The sequence below is a fragment of the Nocardia bovistercoris genome, assembly GCF_015674855.1.
Taxonomy (GTDB): Bacteria; Actinomycetota; Actinomycetes; order Mycobacteriales; family Mycobacteriaceae; genus Nocardia; species Nocardia bovistercoris.
The window spans coordinates 101,743-116,916 of record NZ_JADMLG010000005.1; the positions used below are offsets into that span (position 1 = coordinate 101,743).

Sequence of the window (15,174 nt, forward strand, 5' to 3'; positions counted from 1 at the left end):
GACTGTGTTCAAGCGCGGACAACCCCGCAGGCCGCTCGGCGTGCGCGCCCGATTGCTTGCCATCGTTCTGATTCCCAGTGTCGCCCTCTTGAGCATCGGTATCGGCGCGGCCGTATACCTGATCCAAGACGGCCGTAAGGACAAGGACTGGGCCGAATTCGCCGCGCAGACGACCGCGCCCGCGATCGGCATGATCGAAGCGTTCCAGCTCGAACGCGGCGCCTCGATGCTCTACATCGCGCAGGTTCCCGACATCGAGGAACACCTCGGCGCATCACGACGCAACTCGGACGCGACGCTGGCCTCCCTGATCGATCGCGGCGCCGGTGCCGCTATGCGCTCGGATATCACCCCCGAGATGGACGGCATCACGCGGCTCTACCAGGCGCTGCCGAATCTGCGCGCGGCGATCGACGCCCGCGCCATGCCGCAGGAACAGGCGTTCGCCGCCTTCAGCACGATCATCGACACCATCGTGCAGGGCACCTCGATCGCCGCCCGCATCGCACCGGATGCCCAGATCGCGGTCGACCTGTATCGCGGCGTACACCCGCTGCGTGCGGCCGAGGCGATCTCAAAGGCAGCCACCATCGGCTCGACCGCGCTGCTCACCAACCAGATGACCACCGCGCAGTTCAGCGATTTCACCCGCAATGTCGGCGACGCGCGCGGCGAGATCGCCTACGCCGCCGCCGTGTTGACCGGTGCGCGGCAGGCGCAACTGAAGACGATCACCGACAGCCCGGCCTGGCAGCAGCTCGTCGCCATGGAGGACGCCGTCATCCGACGCGGGGTGTCATCCGGCGAGGAAGCCACCGGATCGGAGGATTCGACCAGCGCGCGTTCGTCCACCGGTTCCGGCGCCTCGACCACACGACGCTCCCAGACGAGTCCCGTCGCACTGCCGATGAGCACCAACGAATGGGGCACGACCGCGGGGCAGGTCCGCTCGGAACTGCTGAAACTCTGGAACGACCAGAGCCAGGACGCGCACCGCAATGCCGAAACCGCCGGTGACGAGAAGGCCTCCGATTCGCTCTACGGCGGCATCGCGGTCGGCGTGGTCACCCTGCTCGCCTTCCTCGCGGCGCTCTACCTGGCCAACCGCCTCATCGGCCGCATGCGCAGGCTGCGCCAGGAAACGCTGCAACTAGCCGACGAGCGCCTGCCCAACACCATCCGCGTCCTCAGCGACGGCAAGGAGATCGACCACGCCGCCGAAATGACGCCGCTCGACTTCGGCCGCGACGAGATCGGCCAGATCGCCGACGCGTTCAACCGCGCCCACGGCGCCGCCGTCAGCGCCGCGGTCGCCGAATCCAAGACTCGGTCCGGCGTCAACGCGGTCTTCCTCAATATCGCCCACCGCAGCCAGGTCATGGTGCACCGCCAGCTCGCCCTGCTCGACAAGGCCGAACGCGAGGAAGAGAATCCGGGCAAGCTCGACGTGCTCTTCCAGCTCGACCACCTCGCCACCCGCGCCAGGCGCAACGCCGAGAACCTGATCATCCTCGGCGGTGAGAAGCCGGGCAGGCGCTGGCGCAACCCGGTCCCGCTCATCGACGTGGTGCGCAGCGCCGTGGCGGAGAGCCTGGACTACACGCGGATCCAGACCGGCAAGCTGCCCGAGGCCAGGATCACCGGAAGCACGGTCGCCGACCTCATCCACCTCATCGCCGAACTCACCGACAACGCGACGGCGTTCTCGCCGCCGGAATCACGGGTCGAGGTGAGCGGCAACCTGGTCGGCAAGGGCGTCGCGATCGAGATCTCCGATCAGGGCCTCGGCATGTCCGAGTCCGAACTCGTCGACCGCAACGCGCTGCTGGCCAACCCGCCGGACTTCAGCGTCGCCGCGCTGTCCAGCGACGCGCGACTCGGCCTGTTCGTGGTCGCCAAACTGGCTACCCGCCACGGCATCTCGGTGCGCCTGAGCGAATCGGACTACGGCGGGATCAGGGCGATCGTGCTGGTACCGACCACGCTGCTCGCCGACGACAACGACCGTCCGCCGACCGACGCGCCCACCGAGACCGCCCAGGTCGCGCCGCGCGCGGTGCTCGCACCGGCCGCCGCCATCGCCGCCGCGCCATCGGGCGGCCAGCAGGCCGTCACCGCTCCCTCCGCCCCAGCGATCCCATCCCAGAACATCGTGGAAAAGCCCGCACTACCGCGCAGGCGTCGCGCCGTCCCCGATCCCGCGGTCGAACCCGCGAACGGGCAGTCGCCGACCGAGCCGAGCGCACGGCCGCGTTCGGCCGACGAAGCCCGAAACCTGATGTCCGCCATCGAGAACGGAACCAGGCAGGGGCGTTTGAACCGCGTCGACGACGACGGTCACGTACAGCCATACGATCGACAAGAAGGTACCGGTGACGACCTCCAAACCCCGTAGTCTCGACTGGTTGCTCGACGACCTCATCGAACGGCTCCACGACGTCCGCTTCGCCGTCGTACTTTCCACCGACGGCCTGCTGCTCGGGCACTGCTCGGCGATGCCGCGCTCGGACGCCGAACGGTTCGGCGCGATGGCGTCCACCCTGCACGGTGTGGCACGCAGCGCCGGATCGCATTTCGACGTCGGCGGGGTCTGCCAGACCGTGGTCGAACTCGACAGAGCGGTGCTGTTCATCACAGCCGCGGGCGACAACGCGTGCCTCGCGCTGTTGACCTCGGAGACCGCGAACATGGGCATGGTGGCCTACGAGATGAACCAGACCGTGCAGCGGGTCGGCACGCACCTCGCCGTCGATCCGCGTCCCAAAACACTCGACGAAGCCGGCTCGCGACTGCCATGAACGACGAGCGTGAGTCCTGGTACGACGACGAGGCCGGGCCCCTCGTCCGCCTGTACGCCGTCACGCGCGGGCGGTCCGGCGGGGCACGGCACAAACTGGACATGCTGACGCTGGTGGTGAACGCCAGCGTCGGCATGCAGCCGCGCCGTCCGGAACCGGAATACGCCCGGATCCTCCAGATGAGCCACAGCGCGATCTCGGTGGCGGAGGTCTCGGCGGCGCTCAATCTGCCGCTGACCTCGACCAAGATCCTGATCGGCGATCTGATCGACGACGGGCTCTTGAAGTTCCGCTCGCCGGATCCGGCGCCGGAGGCCGCCGCGCGCAACACCCAGCTGCTGCGCGCCGTGCTCAAGGGCATCCAGGCGATCTGAGGTCCGCAGGACCGGTCCGGTGGTCCGCGTTCAGGTGGGCGCGATCACACGCCTGCCCTGACAGCGCTTCGACCAGGTAGACACGCGGATCGTCTGTGCGGCGATTCAGAACGCCGGTGCGCGGGTCAGGTCGTACACGGTAACGGCGCCGACTTCGCGTGAGGTGTAGTGGCTCCGTACCCATTCGGAGATCAGTTCACCCGCGGACTCGCGCGCGGCGCCATCCGGGCGCGGCGGACGCGGGCCCGCATCCCGTGTGGTCACGAAGTAGCCGATCGCGCCGTCCGCGACAAGGGTGCGGAACTGTTCGAGGGTCGGCGCCTCGTCACCGCCGCCGAAGCCGCCGATCGCCATGACCGAAGTGCCGGTGCGCAATTCGAGGGCCGATGCGCCGAACGAGCCGACCGTTGCCGCCGTCCACCGACGATCGGACGCGCGCAGCATGTCCTCCAGCTCGGCGTTGGGCGCGATACCGGGATGGCCGCCGGGGCCGGGCGGACCCGGTGCGGGGGCGCCTGCCGCGCGACCACCCTCGGCCATGCGCTGCCCAACGAGCGCGGGATCCCCGTAATCCGACGTGTCGGACGCCGTGGCCCGCGAGTCACCCTGACCCGGTCCTGCGGGCACGCCACCGGCCTGACCCGTTCCTGGCCCACCGCTCACCTGCCCCGGTCCCTCCTGGCCTCTCGCCTGCCTCGGCCCCGGGACGCCCGGCTGCGGACCCGCCGCCATCGCGTCGCCCCTTGGTCCCGAGGCCGGTATGCCGCCACTGTGCGGAAACGACGTGGTGACGATCGAATACGCGGCGGCGCCGGACAGTCCGGCGACCAGCGCGGTGACGGCGGCGGCCGCGGTGACGCGCGCGGGCAGCCGCGGACCGGTAAGCAGTCCGATGGCGCCGAGCGCGGTCGCGCACAGGGCGGTCCAGCGCAGCCACGGCAGCCACTCCGGGGTGTGTCCGAGCAGCGCGAAGGACCAGACACCGGTGACCGTTGCCATCAGCGCCAGTGCCGCACGGGCGGCGGCATGCGCCCTGCCTCGCCACAGAGTCGCGACCGAGATGCCGAACAGGGCGTCGACCGCGGGCGCGAGCGCGACGGTGTAGTAGGGGTGGATGACGCCGCTCATATAGCTGAAGACGATCGCCGTCACGAAAAGCCAACCGCCCCAGACGATCACGGCGGCGCGCAGGCGGTCGGCGCGCGGGGCGCGGCGGCGCGCCCACAGGCAGCACACCGCTCCGATCAGCGCGGCGGGCAGCAACCATGACACTTCCGTCGCCATCAGGTCGCGGAACAGTCGGGTGATGCCGGTGTCGCCACCGAACGCGGCGCCCATCCGCCCGCCCGCCGACGGACCGTCCGCGTTGCCGCCGGGGTTGCCGCGACCGCCGAGCAATCGGCCGAGTCCGTTGTAGCCGAGGGTGAGTTCCCACAGGCTGTTGTTGGTCGAGCCGCCGATATAGGGTCGCGCCGAGGCGGGCCACACCTCGACCAGCACGACGAACCAGCCGCCCGCGAGGACGAGCGCGGCGCCCGCTGTTACGAGTTTGACTGTCCGCGACCAGAATCCGCCTGCGGCGGCGATCAGGAACACCGCGGCGAGCGCGGGCAGCACGAGCAGGGCCTGCAGGAGTTTGGTCAGGAATCCGAATCCGATCGCCACGGCGGCGAGTACGAGCCATCCGGTGCTCGACGACCACCAGCGCGCGCCCTCGGCGTCGATGGCGCGCACCGTGCAGTAGGCGGCGGCGATCAGCAGGAAGGTGAGCAGCGCGTCGGGGTTGTCGTAGCGGAACATCAAGGCCGCCACCGGCGTAGCGGCCAGCGCGGCGCCCGCGAGCAGTCCCGCGCCCGGACCGCTCCAGCGGCGCACGGCCGCGTGGAGCAGTGCCACCGAGGCGATTCCGAGCAGTGCCTGCGGGATCAGCACCGACCACGGGCCGAAGCCGAACAGGCGGGCCGACAGGCTCATGAGCCACAGCGCGGCGGGTGGTTTGTCGACGGTGATCGCGTTGCCCGCGTCGTGCGATCCGAACAGCAGCGCCAGCGGACTGCGCGAGCCCGCCTGCGCCGCGGCGGCGTAATACTCGTTGCCCCAACCGGATACGGACAGGTTGGTGAGGTAGAGCGCGGCCGTGGCGGCGAGCAGCACGATCAGCGTCGGGCGCGCCCAGCGCGGATCGGCGCCCGACCGCGCGCGCGGCGTGGCCCGAGGGCCGAGCACGGACGGCGGCGCCGCCTCCGGGACGCTCACGGTCGCCGTCATCGCCAGCCCTTCGTCGCGGTGGGTCGGTTCGGCCGTGGCGGGTTCGCGGTCACGGCCGAGTCCCGAACCTAAGGGCGTCGCCTCACGGCAGTCTTCGAAGTTCCTGCGAAGAAGCTGTGAACCGCGATCACCGGTCCGCAGTAAGTCGGAAATTAGTTTTGGTTGTTACAACCAAAACTATGCTACGGTGGTCGCATGATCGAGACGATGGTTCGGACCGCCGACGGCATCCGAGCCGATGACCTGGACTTCCTCCGCTTCCCCGGCGGCGAGTGGCACCTGCGGACCGGCGCGGCCTTCGACCCGTCGGCCGCGCGCTTCGCGGTGATCCGCGGCGGCTCCGCCGACGACCTGCTCGCCCTCGGACTCTGGGCCGACCTGGTCCGCGGCCACGGCGCGCCCGCGCGGGTCCTGATGCCATACATCCCCGCGGCGCGCGGCGACCGCGACCGCCCGTGCGCCGCCGCCGTCTACGCGAACGTGATCACCGCGTTCGCCGACGAACTCGTCTACGCCGACATCCACTCACCGCGCGCCCTGGCCGCGCTGCGCGGCCCCCGCGCCACCGCGATCCCGCTCGGGCAGCTGGCCGCCGCGATCCTGCCCCGCGACTACGACCTGGTGATCGCACCCGACGCCGGCGCACGTGACCGCGCCGAGACCGTCGCGGCGGCGCTCGGCGAGATCCCGGTGGCGCACGGCCGCAAACACCGCGACCCCGGCAGCGGCCGACTCAGCGGATTCGAACTGTCCGCGCCGGTCGCCGGGCGGCGCGTCCTCGTCGTCGACGACATCTGCGACGGCGGCGGCACCTTCGCGGGCATCGCGGCCGCCGGCGAATTCCACACCGCCGAGCGCGTCGACCTCTGGGTCACCCACGGGGTGTTCTCCGGCGGCCTGCGCCTGCTCGCGAACCTCGCGCCCTACGCCCATATCTACAGCACCGACTCCCACCCCGGCGCCCGCGCGAGCGCGCTGCCGCCGAACCGACTGCACCTGATCGATCTCGTCGACCACGTCCTGACCCGAGGAATCCTGTGATGTTCCGCAACGCCACCGACCCGCTGTTCCTGACCGACGCCTACAAGCTGGACCACCGTCGCCAGTACCCGCCCGGCACCACCCGCGTGTACTCGAACCTGACGCACCGAGCCTCCCGCGTCGACGGCGTGAACCACGTCGTGCACTTCGGTCTGCAAGCCTTCCTGCGCGATGTGCTCGAGGACTCCTTCGCGGCCTTCTTCGACGCCGACGTCGACACCGTCTGCGCCGAATACGAACGCAGGGTGACCTCGATCCTCGGCCCGAACCACATCGGCAGCGACCACATCCGCGCGCTGCACACCCTCGGCTACCTGCCGCTGTCGATCCGGTCACTGCCTGAGGGCACCCTCGTCCCGCTGCGGGTCCCGGTACTGACCGTGGAGAACACGCACCCCGATTTCTTCTGGCTCACCAACTACCTGGAAACCGCGCTGTCGGCGGCGATCTGGCAGCCCTCGACCTCGGCGACCACCGCCTGGCGACTGCGCGCGCTGCTCACCGCACGGGCCGCGGCCACCGGCGCCGACCCGGCGGCCGTCGACTACCAGGGCCACGACTTCTCCTTCCGCGGCATGCCGGGCATCGAGGCGGCCGCGGCGTCGGGTGCGGCGCACCTGCTGTCGTTCACCGGATCGGATTCACTGGTCTCGGCGGACTGGATCGACTACTTCTACCCCGATCCCGAATCGGACGCTCCGGTCCTCGCCTCGGTCGCCGCGACCGAACACTCGGTGATGTGCGCGGGCACCCGCGACGCCGAGGACGACACCTACGGTCGACTGCTCGACCTGTATCCCACCGGCATCGTCTCGGTGGTCAGCGACACCTACGACCTGTGGCGGGTGCTCACCGAGACACTGCCCGCCCTGCGCGAACGCATCGTGTCCAGGGACGGGAAACTGGTGATCCGCCCCGATTCCGGCGATCCGGAGACCATCCTGTGCGGCACCGACGCCGACGACAGCCCCGAGGGGCGCGGCGTGGTGCGGCTGCTGTGGGAGACCTTCGGCGGCGCCGTGAACGCGGCGGGCTACCGCGAACTCGATCCGCACATCGGCGTCATCTACGGCGACTCGATCACCTACGACCGCGCCGAGGCCATCACCGCGCGGCTGGCGCGCATGGGATTCGTCTCGACCACGGTGGTGTTCGGGGTCGGCTCCTACAGCTACCAGTACGTCACGCGGGACACCTTCGCCTCGGCGATGAAGGCGACCTACGTCGAGATCGACGGCGTCGGGCGCGATATCCACAAGGATCCGGTCACCGATTCGGGCACCAAACGGTCCGCCAAAGGGCGCCTCGCGGTACTGCGCGGGGACGACGGTGAGCTCGCCGTACACGAACAGGCGAGTGCGGAACAGGAGGCCGCGAGCGAGCTGACCGAGGTGTGGCGGGACGGGAAATGCGTGCGCGTGGTCGGATTCGGCGAGATCAGAGACCGGTTGCGGGCACAGCATGCGTGAGATCACGTCGCAGGCCGGTAATCTGACACCGCGTGAACACGGTGGGACAACACCGTATGTCCGGCGTTGGTCACTCGGCGGTCATCACGTCGCCCATTCGGGCAGCGGTTCGCACTGGGCGAGCCAGTCGGGCGGTATTCCGTCGGAAGTCGTGCGGGCGCCGAGGATTCCGCCGATGATCGCGCAGAGGGTATCGATATCTCCGCCCGTCCCGGCTGCCGCCCAGCATGCGGCGGCGAAATCGTGCCCGTGTCCGGCCACGACCCACAGCCCGAAAGGGACGGTGTCGACCGCCGAAGTGTCGTTGCCGACCCCCAACTCGGCGACGGCGGTGGCGTGATCGACAATCGTCCGCGCGTGTCCGATCCGGTCTCGAACAGGTCCCGGAGCCGTCCTAGCGGCGACCGCGTCGAGGAACTCGGCGCCGGAGAGGTTCGGGGTCACGGCGTGCAAGGCGGCGGCGACGGCCACCGAGACCGCGCCCGCCACCGCGTCCGGGTGCGTGTGCGTAACCTCCGCCGAAGCCGCGGCTTCGACGACCACCCGATCGAGGTCATCGGCGAACCAGGCGCCCACCGGCGCCACCCGCATCGACGCGCCGTTGCCCCACGACCCGAGGCCACCCCTGGCCTGGCCCGCGAGATCGCGCCAGTGGTATCCCTTCTGCCGGATCAGACGCAGAATCCGACTGGTTCCCGGCCCGTACCGGCGGTAGACGTCGTAATGCTCGGCGAACGATCGGGCCAGCGCGTCCTGCTCGATCCGACCGTGCTCGCTCAGGACGGCGAAGATCGAACACGCCATCTGCGTATCGTCGGTCCACAACCACGGGCCGGGCAACGCCCTGCGTTCCCGCAGCGCGGCGTGATTGAGCGCGTCGTCGAAGCAAGACCCGAACGCGTCACCCACCGCGAGGCCGCGCAGCGACGCCAACGCTCTGTTCCGACCGTCCGAGCTCATCGGAACAGTCTGGCAGCGAACATCTTCGAGCGAGACACCCACCCGAACGCGACACCGTCGGATCCACTGACGAACCCGATCGGAACGGCATGACAGCCGATACCACGAGGGCACGCGCGAGTCAGGCCGAGAAGTGCAGGCGCCAATCTCCTCGGTAATGCAGCCTGGTCACGCTGCCGGGTGGGATATCGATGCGCCAGAACGAGGCCGGTGGTGCGTCCAAGGTCACAAGTAGGGCCGATCTGACGACCGCCGGGTGGGTGACGGCGATGGTGGCGACGCCCGCGGAGGCGACCTCGGCCATCCAGTAGCGGGTGCGTTCGATCACCTGCACCACGGACTCGCCGCCGTGGCCGCGGAATTCGGGGTCGGTGAACCAGGCGTGCAGGTCGTCCTGCGGCACCGAGGTCAGCTCGTTGCCGCGCCACGAGCCCGCGTCCAGGTCGCGCAGTCTGGGGTCCGCCGCGCCCGTCAGGCCGAGCAGGGCCGCGGTCTCCACGGTGCGGCGCTCGGGTCCGGTGACCACTGTGGCGCCCGCGAGTCGCCCGGCCGCGGTGATCGCGCGGCGGCCCGCGTCGGTGAGTGACTCGTCGACCGGGAATCTGGCCTTGCGCATCGCCTCGGTCGTACCGTGGCTGACCAGGTCGAGTCTGAGCACCTTGCGCATCAGGGCAGCCTACGGTGGCGGCCACCTCGTGCGGGCGCGATCTCCACGGCGCACAAGCGTCATTGTCGGTGGTCGGGTGCAGACTGTTGGCATGGTCAAGCCACCGACCGCCCTCGACGACGCCGAGTTCTCGACGGCCGATTTCTCCACGGCCACTCGGGAGTGGTTCGACGGCGCCTTCCCCGCGCCCACCTCGGCCCAACTCGGCGCGTGGCGGTCCATCGCGGCGGGGCGGCACACGCTGGTCATCGCGCCGACCGGGTCCGGCAAGACGCTGTCGGCGTTCCTGTGGGCGATCGACCGTCTCATGCACCGGGAGGAAACCGAGGAGGCGGGCACCTCGGTGCTGTACGTCTCGCCGTTGAAGGCGCTGGCGGTGGACGTCGAACGGAATCTGCGCGCGCCGCTGGTCGGCATCACGCAGACCGCGAAACGCCTCGGAGCGCGGCCGCCCGAGATCACCGTCGGCGTGCGGTCCGGCGATACGAGCGCCGCCGACCGCCGCACCATGCAGCGCAAGCCGCCCGACATCCTGATCACCACGCCGGAATCGCTGTTCCTGATGCTCACCTCCGCCGCGCGCGACACTCTCGCGCGGGTCGGCACGGTCATCGTGGACGAGGTGCACGCCATCGCGGGCTCCAAACGCGGCTCCCACCTTGCGCTGTCACTGGCCAGGCTCGACGGGCTCACCGAACGCCCCGCCCAGCGGATCGGTCTGTCGGCCACCGTGCGCCCGCCCGAGGAAGTCGGCCGTTTCCTCGTCGGGAACGCGCCGATCACCATCGTGGCGCCGCCCGCGCCCAAGACCTTCGACCTGTCGGTGCGCGTCCCGGTCGCGGACATGACCGAGATCGGGGATTCCGAACAGCCGGGTTCCATCTGGCCGCACGTCGACGAGGCGATCGTGGATCTCGTGCTCGACCACCGGTCATCGATCGTGTTCGCGAACTCACGTCGCCTCGCCGAACGGCTCACCGCACGGCTCAACGAGGCGTATGCCGCCCGCGTCGGCGACCCGGTCGAGACGGCGCACCGGCCGCCCGCGCAGATCGGTGCGGCCACCGAGGTCACGCACGGCGCCGAACAGTTGCTGGCCCGCGCGCACCACGGGTCGGTGAGCAAGGAACAGCGCGCGATCATCGAGGACGATCTCAAGCGCGGTCGGCTGCGCTGCGTGGTCGCCACCAGCAGTCTGGAACTCGGAATCGATATGGGCGCGGTCGATCTGGTGGTGCAGGTGGAGGCGCCGCCCTCGGTCGCCAGCGGATTGCAGCGGGTCGGGCGAGCCGGTCACCAGGTCGGGGAGATATCGAAGGGCGTGCTGTTCCCCAAGCACCGCACCGATGTCGTGCACTGCGCGGTCACCGCGCAACGCATGGTCGAGGGCCGTATCGAGGCGATCCGCATACCCGCGCATCCGCTCGACATCCTGGCGCAGCAAACCGTGGCAGCCTGCGCGCTGGAACCCATCGACGTCGACACCTGGTTCGACACCGTGCGCGGCACCGGCAGCTACGCCGCGCTGCCGCGCTCGGCCTACGAATCGGTGCTCGACCTGCTCGCGGGCCGCTACCCGTCCGACGAATTCGCCGAACTGCGACCGCGACTGGTGTGGGACCGCGACGCGGGCACCCTCACCGGACGGCCCGGCGCGCAGCGCCTCGCGGTGACCTCCGGCGGCGCCATCCCCGACCGCGGCATGTTCGCGGTCTACATGGTCGGCGAGAAGAATTCGCGGGTCGGCGAACTCGACGAGGAGATGGTCTACGAATCGCGGGTCGGCGATGTCTTCGCGCTCGGCGCCACCAGTTGGCGGATCGAGGAGATCACCTTCGACCGGGTGCTGGTGACACCGGCGTTCGGGCAACCCGGTCGGCTGCCGTTCTGGCACGGTGACGGGCTCGGGCGGCCCGCCGAACTCGGTGCGGCGCTGGGGGAATTCGTGCGCAAGGCGGGTGATGCGCCCACGTCGGGTGGACGGCGCGATGACAGATCCGTTTCCGGCGGATCCGATCGTGCGCGCGGCTCGGGCGAGGTCACCGACCGCGATGAACTCGGCACGGGCGAGTTAGTGGTAAAGAGTTCCGACGAGTTGTCGGGCGAGCGCAAACTGTCGGACCGGCACGAGGAGCTGGGCCTGCGCGACCCGTCAGCCGTGCACGAGCCGTCACGCCGGAAAACGCCGTCAGGCGATCGGAGGCCCGCCGCGAGCGAGCCCGCCGCCGCAGGTCGTCGCCGTACCACCGCGGGCCGAACGCGCCGGGCAGACACCTCCGGTCGCACGGAGGCCACTGCGGACGCCATGGAGAACGAAGGCGCGGCGGTGCCCGCGCGGTCGGATCTGGTGGCGCTGCGCTCGGCGGGAGTCATCTCCGAGCAGCTGTTCGCGATCGCGGCGCGGGCCGGACTCGATCTCAACGCGACCACGAACCTGAATGCGCTGCTGGCGGAACAGCGCGCGGCCACCGGATACCTGCCGACCGACCGCACCCTCGTGGTCGAGCGGTTCCGCGACGAACTCGGCGACTGGCGGCTGGTGCTGCACTCCCCGTTCGGACTTCCCGCGCACGCGCCGTGGGCACTCGCCGTCGGCGCGCGGCTGCGGGAGCGCTTCGGTGTGGACGTGACGCCCAACGCCTCCGACGACGGCATCGTGGTGCGACTACCCGACACCACCGACGACCCGCCCGGCGCCGACCTGTTCGTCTTCGATCCCGACGAGATCGACGAAATCGTCACCGAGCAGGTCGGCGGATCGGCGCTGTTCGCCTCCCGCTTCCGTGAATGCGCGGCGCGAGCGCTACTGCTGCCCCGACGCGATCCCGGCAAGCGCGCGCCGCTGTGGCAGCAGCGGCAGCGTTCGGCGCAGTTGCTCGACGTGGCACGCAAGTTCCCGACCTTCCCGATCCTGTTGGAGACGGTGCGTGAATGCCTGCGCGACGTCTACGACCTGCCGTCGCTGCGCGATCTGCTCGGCCGGGTGGCGCACCGGAAGGTGCGGATCATGGAGGTCGAGACCGCCACCCCTTCACCGTTCGCCAACGCGCTGCTGTTCGACTACATCGGCCAGTTCATGTACGAAGGCGACAGTCCACTGGCCGAACGCCGTGCGGCGGCGCTGTCCCTGGATTCCGGACTTCTCGCCGAACTCCTCGGCCGAGTCGAACTGCGCGAACTCCTCGATGCGGCGGTCCTCGACGAAACCGAGCGGGAACTGCAACGCCTGACCCCGGAACGCCGCGCCCGCGACGCCGAAGGACTCGCCGACCTGCTGCGGCTACTGGGTCCGCTGACACCGGACGAGGCCGCGCTGCGCTGCGTTCGACCGGACGAGACCGATGCCGCGGGCGAAGTGGCGAGCGGAGCCGAGGTCGGGGCAGGGGCTGCAACCGGCAGGCATACCGGAGCACAGGACGCGGACTCGGCCCGAACCTGGAGCGATAGCCGGGCCACGACCGCAAGCGATATGCGAATCGAGGCCACCGTTGTGGACCGCCGCGACTCCTCGAATCGCCACAGCTCGCCCACCGCGCATGCGGTTCCGAGCGACATCGCGCGCACCGACGAGATCTCCGCGACCGACGGGGGTGTACCGGGCGGCAACCATCGCGAGTGGTTCGCCGAGCTTCGTGCGGCCAAACGGGCGCTGGAGGTGACGTTCGCGGGGCGGACCTGGTGGGCCGCGATCGAGGACGCGTCGCGGTTGCGGGACGCGCTCGGGGTGCCGCTGCCTATCGGGACACCGGCTGCGTTCATCGAACCGGTGCCCGACCCGCTGGGTGACCTGGTCGCCCGCTACGCCCGCACGCACGCGCCGTTCGTCACCGAGGCCGTGGCCGCGCGTTTCGGGCTCGGCGCCGCCGTCGCGGCCACCGCGCTGCAGCGCTTGGCCGCCGAGAAGCGGGTCGTGGAGGGCGAATTCACTCCGGCGGTGTCCGGCTCGGAATGGTGCGACGCCCAGGTGCTGCGCCGCCTGCGCCGTCGGTCGCTCGCGGCGGCCCGTCACGAGGTGGAACCGGTCGCCACCGCGGCATTCGGACGTTTCCTGCCGTCCTGGCAGCATGTCGGCACCGGCACCCTACGTGGCGTGGACGGTGTCGCGACCGTGGTGGAACAGCTTGCGGGCGTGCCTGTTCCGGCGTCGGCTCTGGAGTCGCTGATCCTGCCCGCCCGAGTCGCCGACTACTCCCCCGCGTTGCTGGACGAACTGATGGCAAGCGGTGAGGTGCTGTGGTCCGGGCACGGCGCCATCACCGCCAAGGACGGCTGGATCGCGCTGCATCCCGCCGATCAGGCGCCTTTCACTCTGGCGCCACCGGACGATATCGAGTTCACCGAGACACACTTACGCCTCCTGCAAGCATTCGGCATCGCCCCGCAGGCGCGACCGGTCACGCCCTCGGTCGAACTCGAGACCGCGAACGAGAGTGGATCACCCTCCGGATCACTCTCCGCGGCAGCGATTCTCGGCGCGGCGGCCTACGGTGGCGCGTATTTCTTCCGGCAATTGTCGGACGCGACCGGATTGCTCGACGACATCGCGGTCAGCACGGCGCTCTGGGACCTCGTGTGGGCGGGACTCGTCTCCGGCGACACCTTCGCACCCGTGCGCGGCCTGCTGTCGGGGACGGCGCGCACCACCACCGCGCACCGGTCGCCGCGACGCACCCCGCGCGGCCGCACATATCTGCCGCGCCCGAATATGCCGAGCCGGACCGGGCCGCCGTCGGTGGCGGGTCGCTGGTCGCTACTGCCGGAACGGGTGTCCGACAACACCGTTCGCGCCCACGCCACCGCCGACACGCTGCTCGAACGCTACGGTGTGCTGACTCGCGGATCGGTGCAGAACGAGGGCGTCACCGGCGGTTTCGCCCTGATGTACCGGGTGCTCACCGAATTCGAGGACCGCGGCCGCTGCCGTCGCGGCTATTTCATCGACTCTCTCGGCGGCGCGCAGTTCTCCACCACCGACGTGGTCGACCGCCTGCGCGGTTTCGACACCGACCGCACCCGCCCCGGTCGCCCACCCGCCCGCGTAACCCCGGCCTTGGCCGCCTGCGATCCGGCCAACCCCTACGGCGCGGCGCTGCCGTGGCCCAAAGGCGCGAGCGAGGGCGGTCACCGTCCCGGCCGCAAGGCGGGCGCACTGGTGGTGTTGGCGGACGGCGAACTGGCACTGTATCTGGAACGCGGCGGAAAAACCCTGCTCACCTTCACCGAGGACCCGGACATCCGGCAGGCCGCGGCGACGGCACTCGGTGACCTGGTGCGCGACCGCCGCGTCGATTCGCTGGTGATCGACCGCATAGACGGCGATTCGGTACACGGCCACACCTTCGCCGAATTCCTCACGGCCGCTGGTTTCTCGACCACCCCGCGCGGCCTCCGCCTCCGAGGCCGACCATGATCCCCATCGCACAACCGGCCAATCAGCATACGCCCGAGCGGGGTTCGCCCGAACGGGATTCGCCCGAACGCGGCACGCCCGAACGGGATTCGCTCCAGCGGGGTTCGCCCGAGCGGGATTCGCCCCAGCGAGGTTCGCCCCAGCGGGATTCGCCCGAACAGGGCGGTGCTGTCGGGCCAAGTGATCC

At 70.2% G+C, this 15,174-nt stretch carries 9 protein-coding genes; 6 read left to right on the forward strand and 3 right to left on the reverse strand.

The features are described from left to right. Positions 1 to 4 precede the first annotated feature (4 nt). From IT779_RS14190 to IT779_RS14200, 3 genes are read left to right on the forward strand one after another with little or no spacing between them, the layout of a single operon-like run. A complete protein-coding gene (locus IT779_RS14190; protein ID WP_196149775.1) occupies positions 5 to 2,395 on the forward strand; it encodes a sensor histidine kinase in 2,391 nt (796 codons plus the stop codon). Beyond that, positions 2,373 to 2,798, forward strand: a complete 426-nt coding sequence (locus IT779_RS14195; protein ID WP_196149776.1) for a roadblock/LC7 domain-containing protein — start codon at positions 2,373 to 2,375, stop codon at positions 2,796 to 2,798. The genes IT779_RS14190 and IT779_RS14195 overlap by 23 nt, the downstream gene beginning before the upstream one ends. Next, positions 2,795 to 3,172, forward strand: a complete 378-nt coding sequence (locus IT779_RS14200; RefSeq protein WP_196149777.1) for a DUF742 domain-containing protein — start codon at positions 2,795 to 2,797, stop codon at positions 3,170 to 3,172. Before IT779_RS14195 ends, IT779_RS14200 begins: the two co-directional genes overlap by 4 nt. Before the next feature lie 105 nt (positions 3,173 to 3,277). On the opposite strand, the gene IT779_RS14205 is transcribed toward IT779_RS14200, so the two are convergent. Continuing rightward, positions 3,278 to 5,440, reverse strand: coding sequence for an ArnT family glycosyltransferase (locus tag IT779_RS14205; RefSeq protein ID WP_196149778.1), 2,163 nt, complete (start codon positions 5,438 to 5,440; stop codon positions 3,278 to 3,280). Positions 5,441 to 5,635: 195 nt separating this feature from the next. Here IT779_RS14205 and IT779_RS14210 point away from each other — a divergent pair, with 195 nt between their 5' ends. Continuing rightward, complete coding sequence (locus IT779_RS14210; protein ID WP_196149779.1) at positions 5,636 to 6,481, forward strand: phosphoribosyltransferase family protein; 846 nt, start codon at positions 5,636 to 5,638, stop codon at positions 6,479 to 6,481. Next, on the forward strand, positions 6,481 to 7,950 hold the full coding sequence (locus tag IT779_RS14215; protein ID WP_196149780.1) for a nicotinate phosphoribosyltransferase: 1,470 nt from the start codon (positions 6,481 to 6,483) through the stop codon (positions 7,948 to 7,950). The genes IT779_RS14210 and IT779_RS14215 overlap by 1 nt, the downstream gene beginning before the upstream one ends. 84 nt (positions 7,951 to 8,034) lie before the next feature. Here IT779_RS14215 and IT779_RS14220 read toward each other — a convergent pair whose 3' ends face one another. Further along, the gene (locus IT779_RS14220; RefSeq protein WP_196149781.1) at positions 8,035 to 8,910 is read right to left on the reverse strand and encodes an ADP-ribosylglycohydrolase family protein; all 876 of its coding nucleotides are present in this window, start codon (positions 8,908 to 8,910) and stop codon (positions 8,035 to 8,037) included. Between the two features lie 121 nt (positions 8,911 to 9,031). Further along, the gene (locus IT779_RS14225; protein WP_196149782.1) at positions 9,032 to 9,577 is read right to left on the reverse strand and encodes a histidine phosphatase family protein; all 546 of its coding nucleotides are present in this window, start codon (positions 9,575 to 9,577) and stop codon (positions 9,032 to 9,034) included. Positions 9,578 to 9,668: 91 nt separating this feature from the next. Here IT779_RS14225 and IT779_RS37765 point away from each other — a divergent pair, with 91 nt between their 5' ends. Continuing rightward, on the forward strand, positions 9,669 to 14,987 hold the full coding sequence (locus tag IT779_RS37765) for an Lhr family ATP-dependent helicase (protein WP_196149783.1): 5,319 nt from the start codon (positions 9,669 to 9,671) through the stop codon (positions 14,985 to 14,987). Positions 14,988 to 15,174 lie beyond the last annotated feature (187 nt).

Excerpts from the sequence above, each read along its gene's own strand:
- IT779_RS14200 (WP_196149777.1), top strand. The coding sequence starts at position 2,795 with ATGAACGACGAGCGTGAGTCCTGGTACGACGACGAGGCCGGGCCCCTC.
- IT779_RS14205 (WP_196149778.1), bottom strand. The coding sequence starts at position 5,440 with ATGACGGCGACCGTGAGCGTCCCGGAGGCGGCGCCGCCGTCCGTGCTC.
- IT779_RS14210 (WP_196149779.1), top strand. The coding sequence starts at position 5,636 with ATGATCGAGACGATGGTTCGGACCGCCGACGGCATCCGAGCCGATGAC.
- IT779_RS14215 (WP_196149780.1), top strand. The coding sequence starts at position 6,481 with ATGTTCCGCAACGCCACCGACCCGCTGTTCCTGACCGACGCCTACAAG.
- IT779_RS14220 (WP_196149781.1), bottom strand. The coding sequence starts at position 8,910 with ATGAGCTCGGACGGTCGGAACAGAGCGTTGGCGTCGCTGCGCGGCCTC.
- IT779_RS14225 (WP_196149782.1), bottom strand. The coding sequence starts at position 9,577 with ATGCGCAAGGTGCTCAGACTCGACCTGGTCAGCCACGGTACGACCGAG.
- IT779_RS37765 (WP_196149783.1), top strand. The coding sequence starts at position 9,669 with ATGGTCAAGCCACCGACCGCCCTCGACGACGCCGAGTTCTCGACGGCC.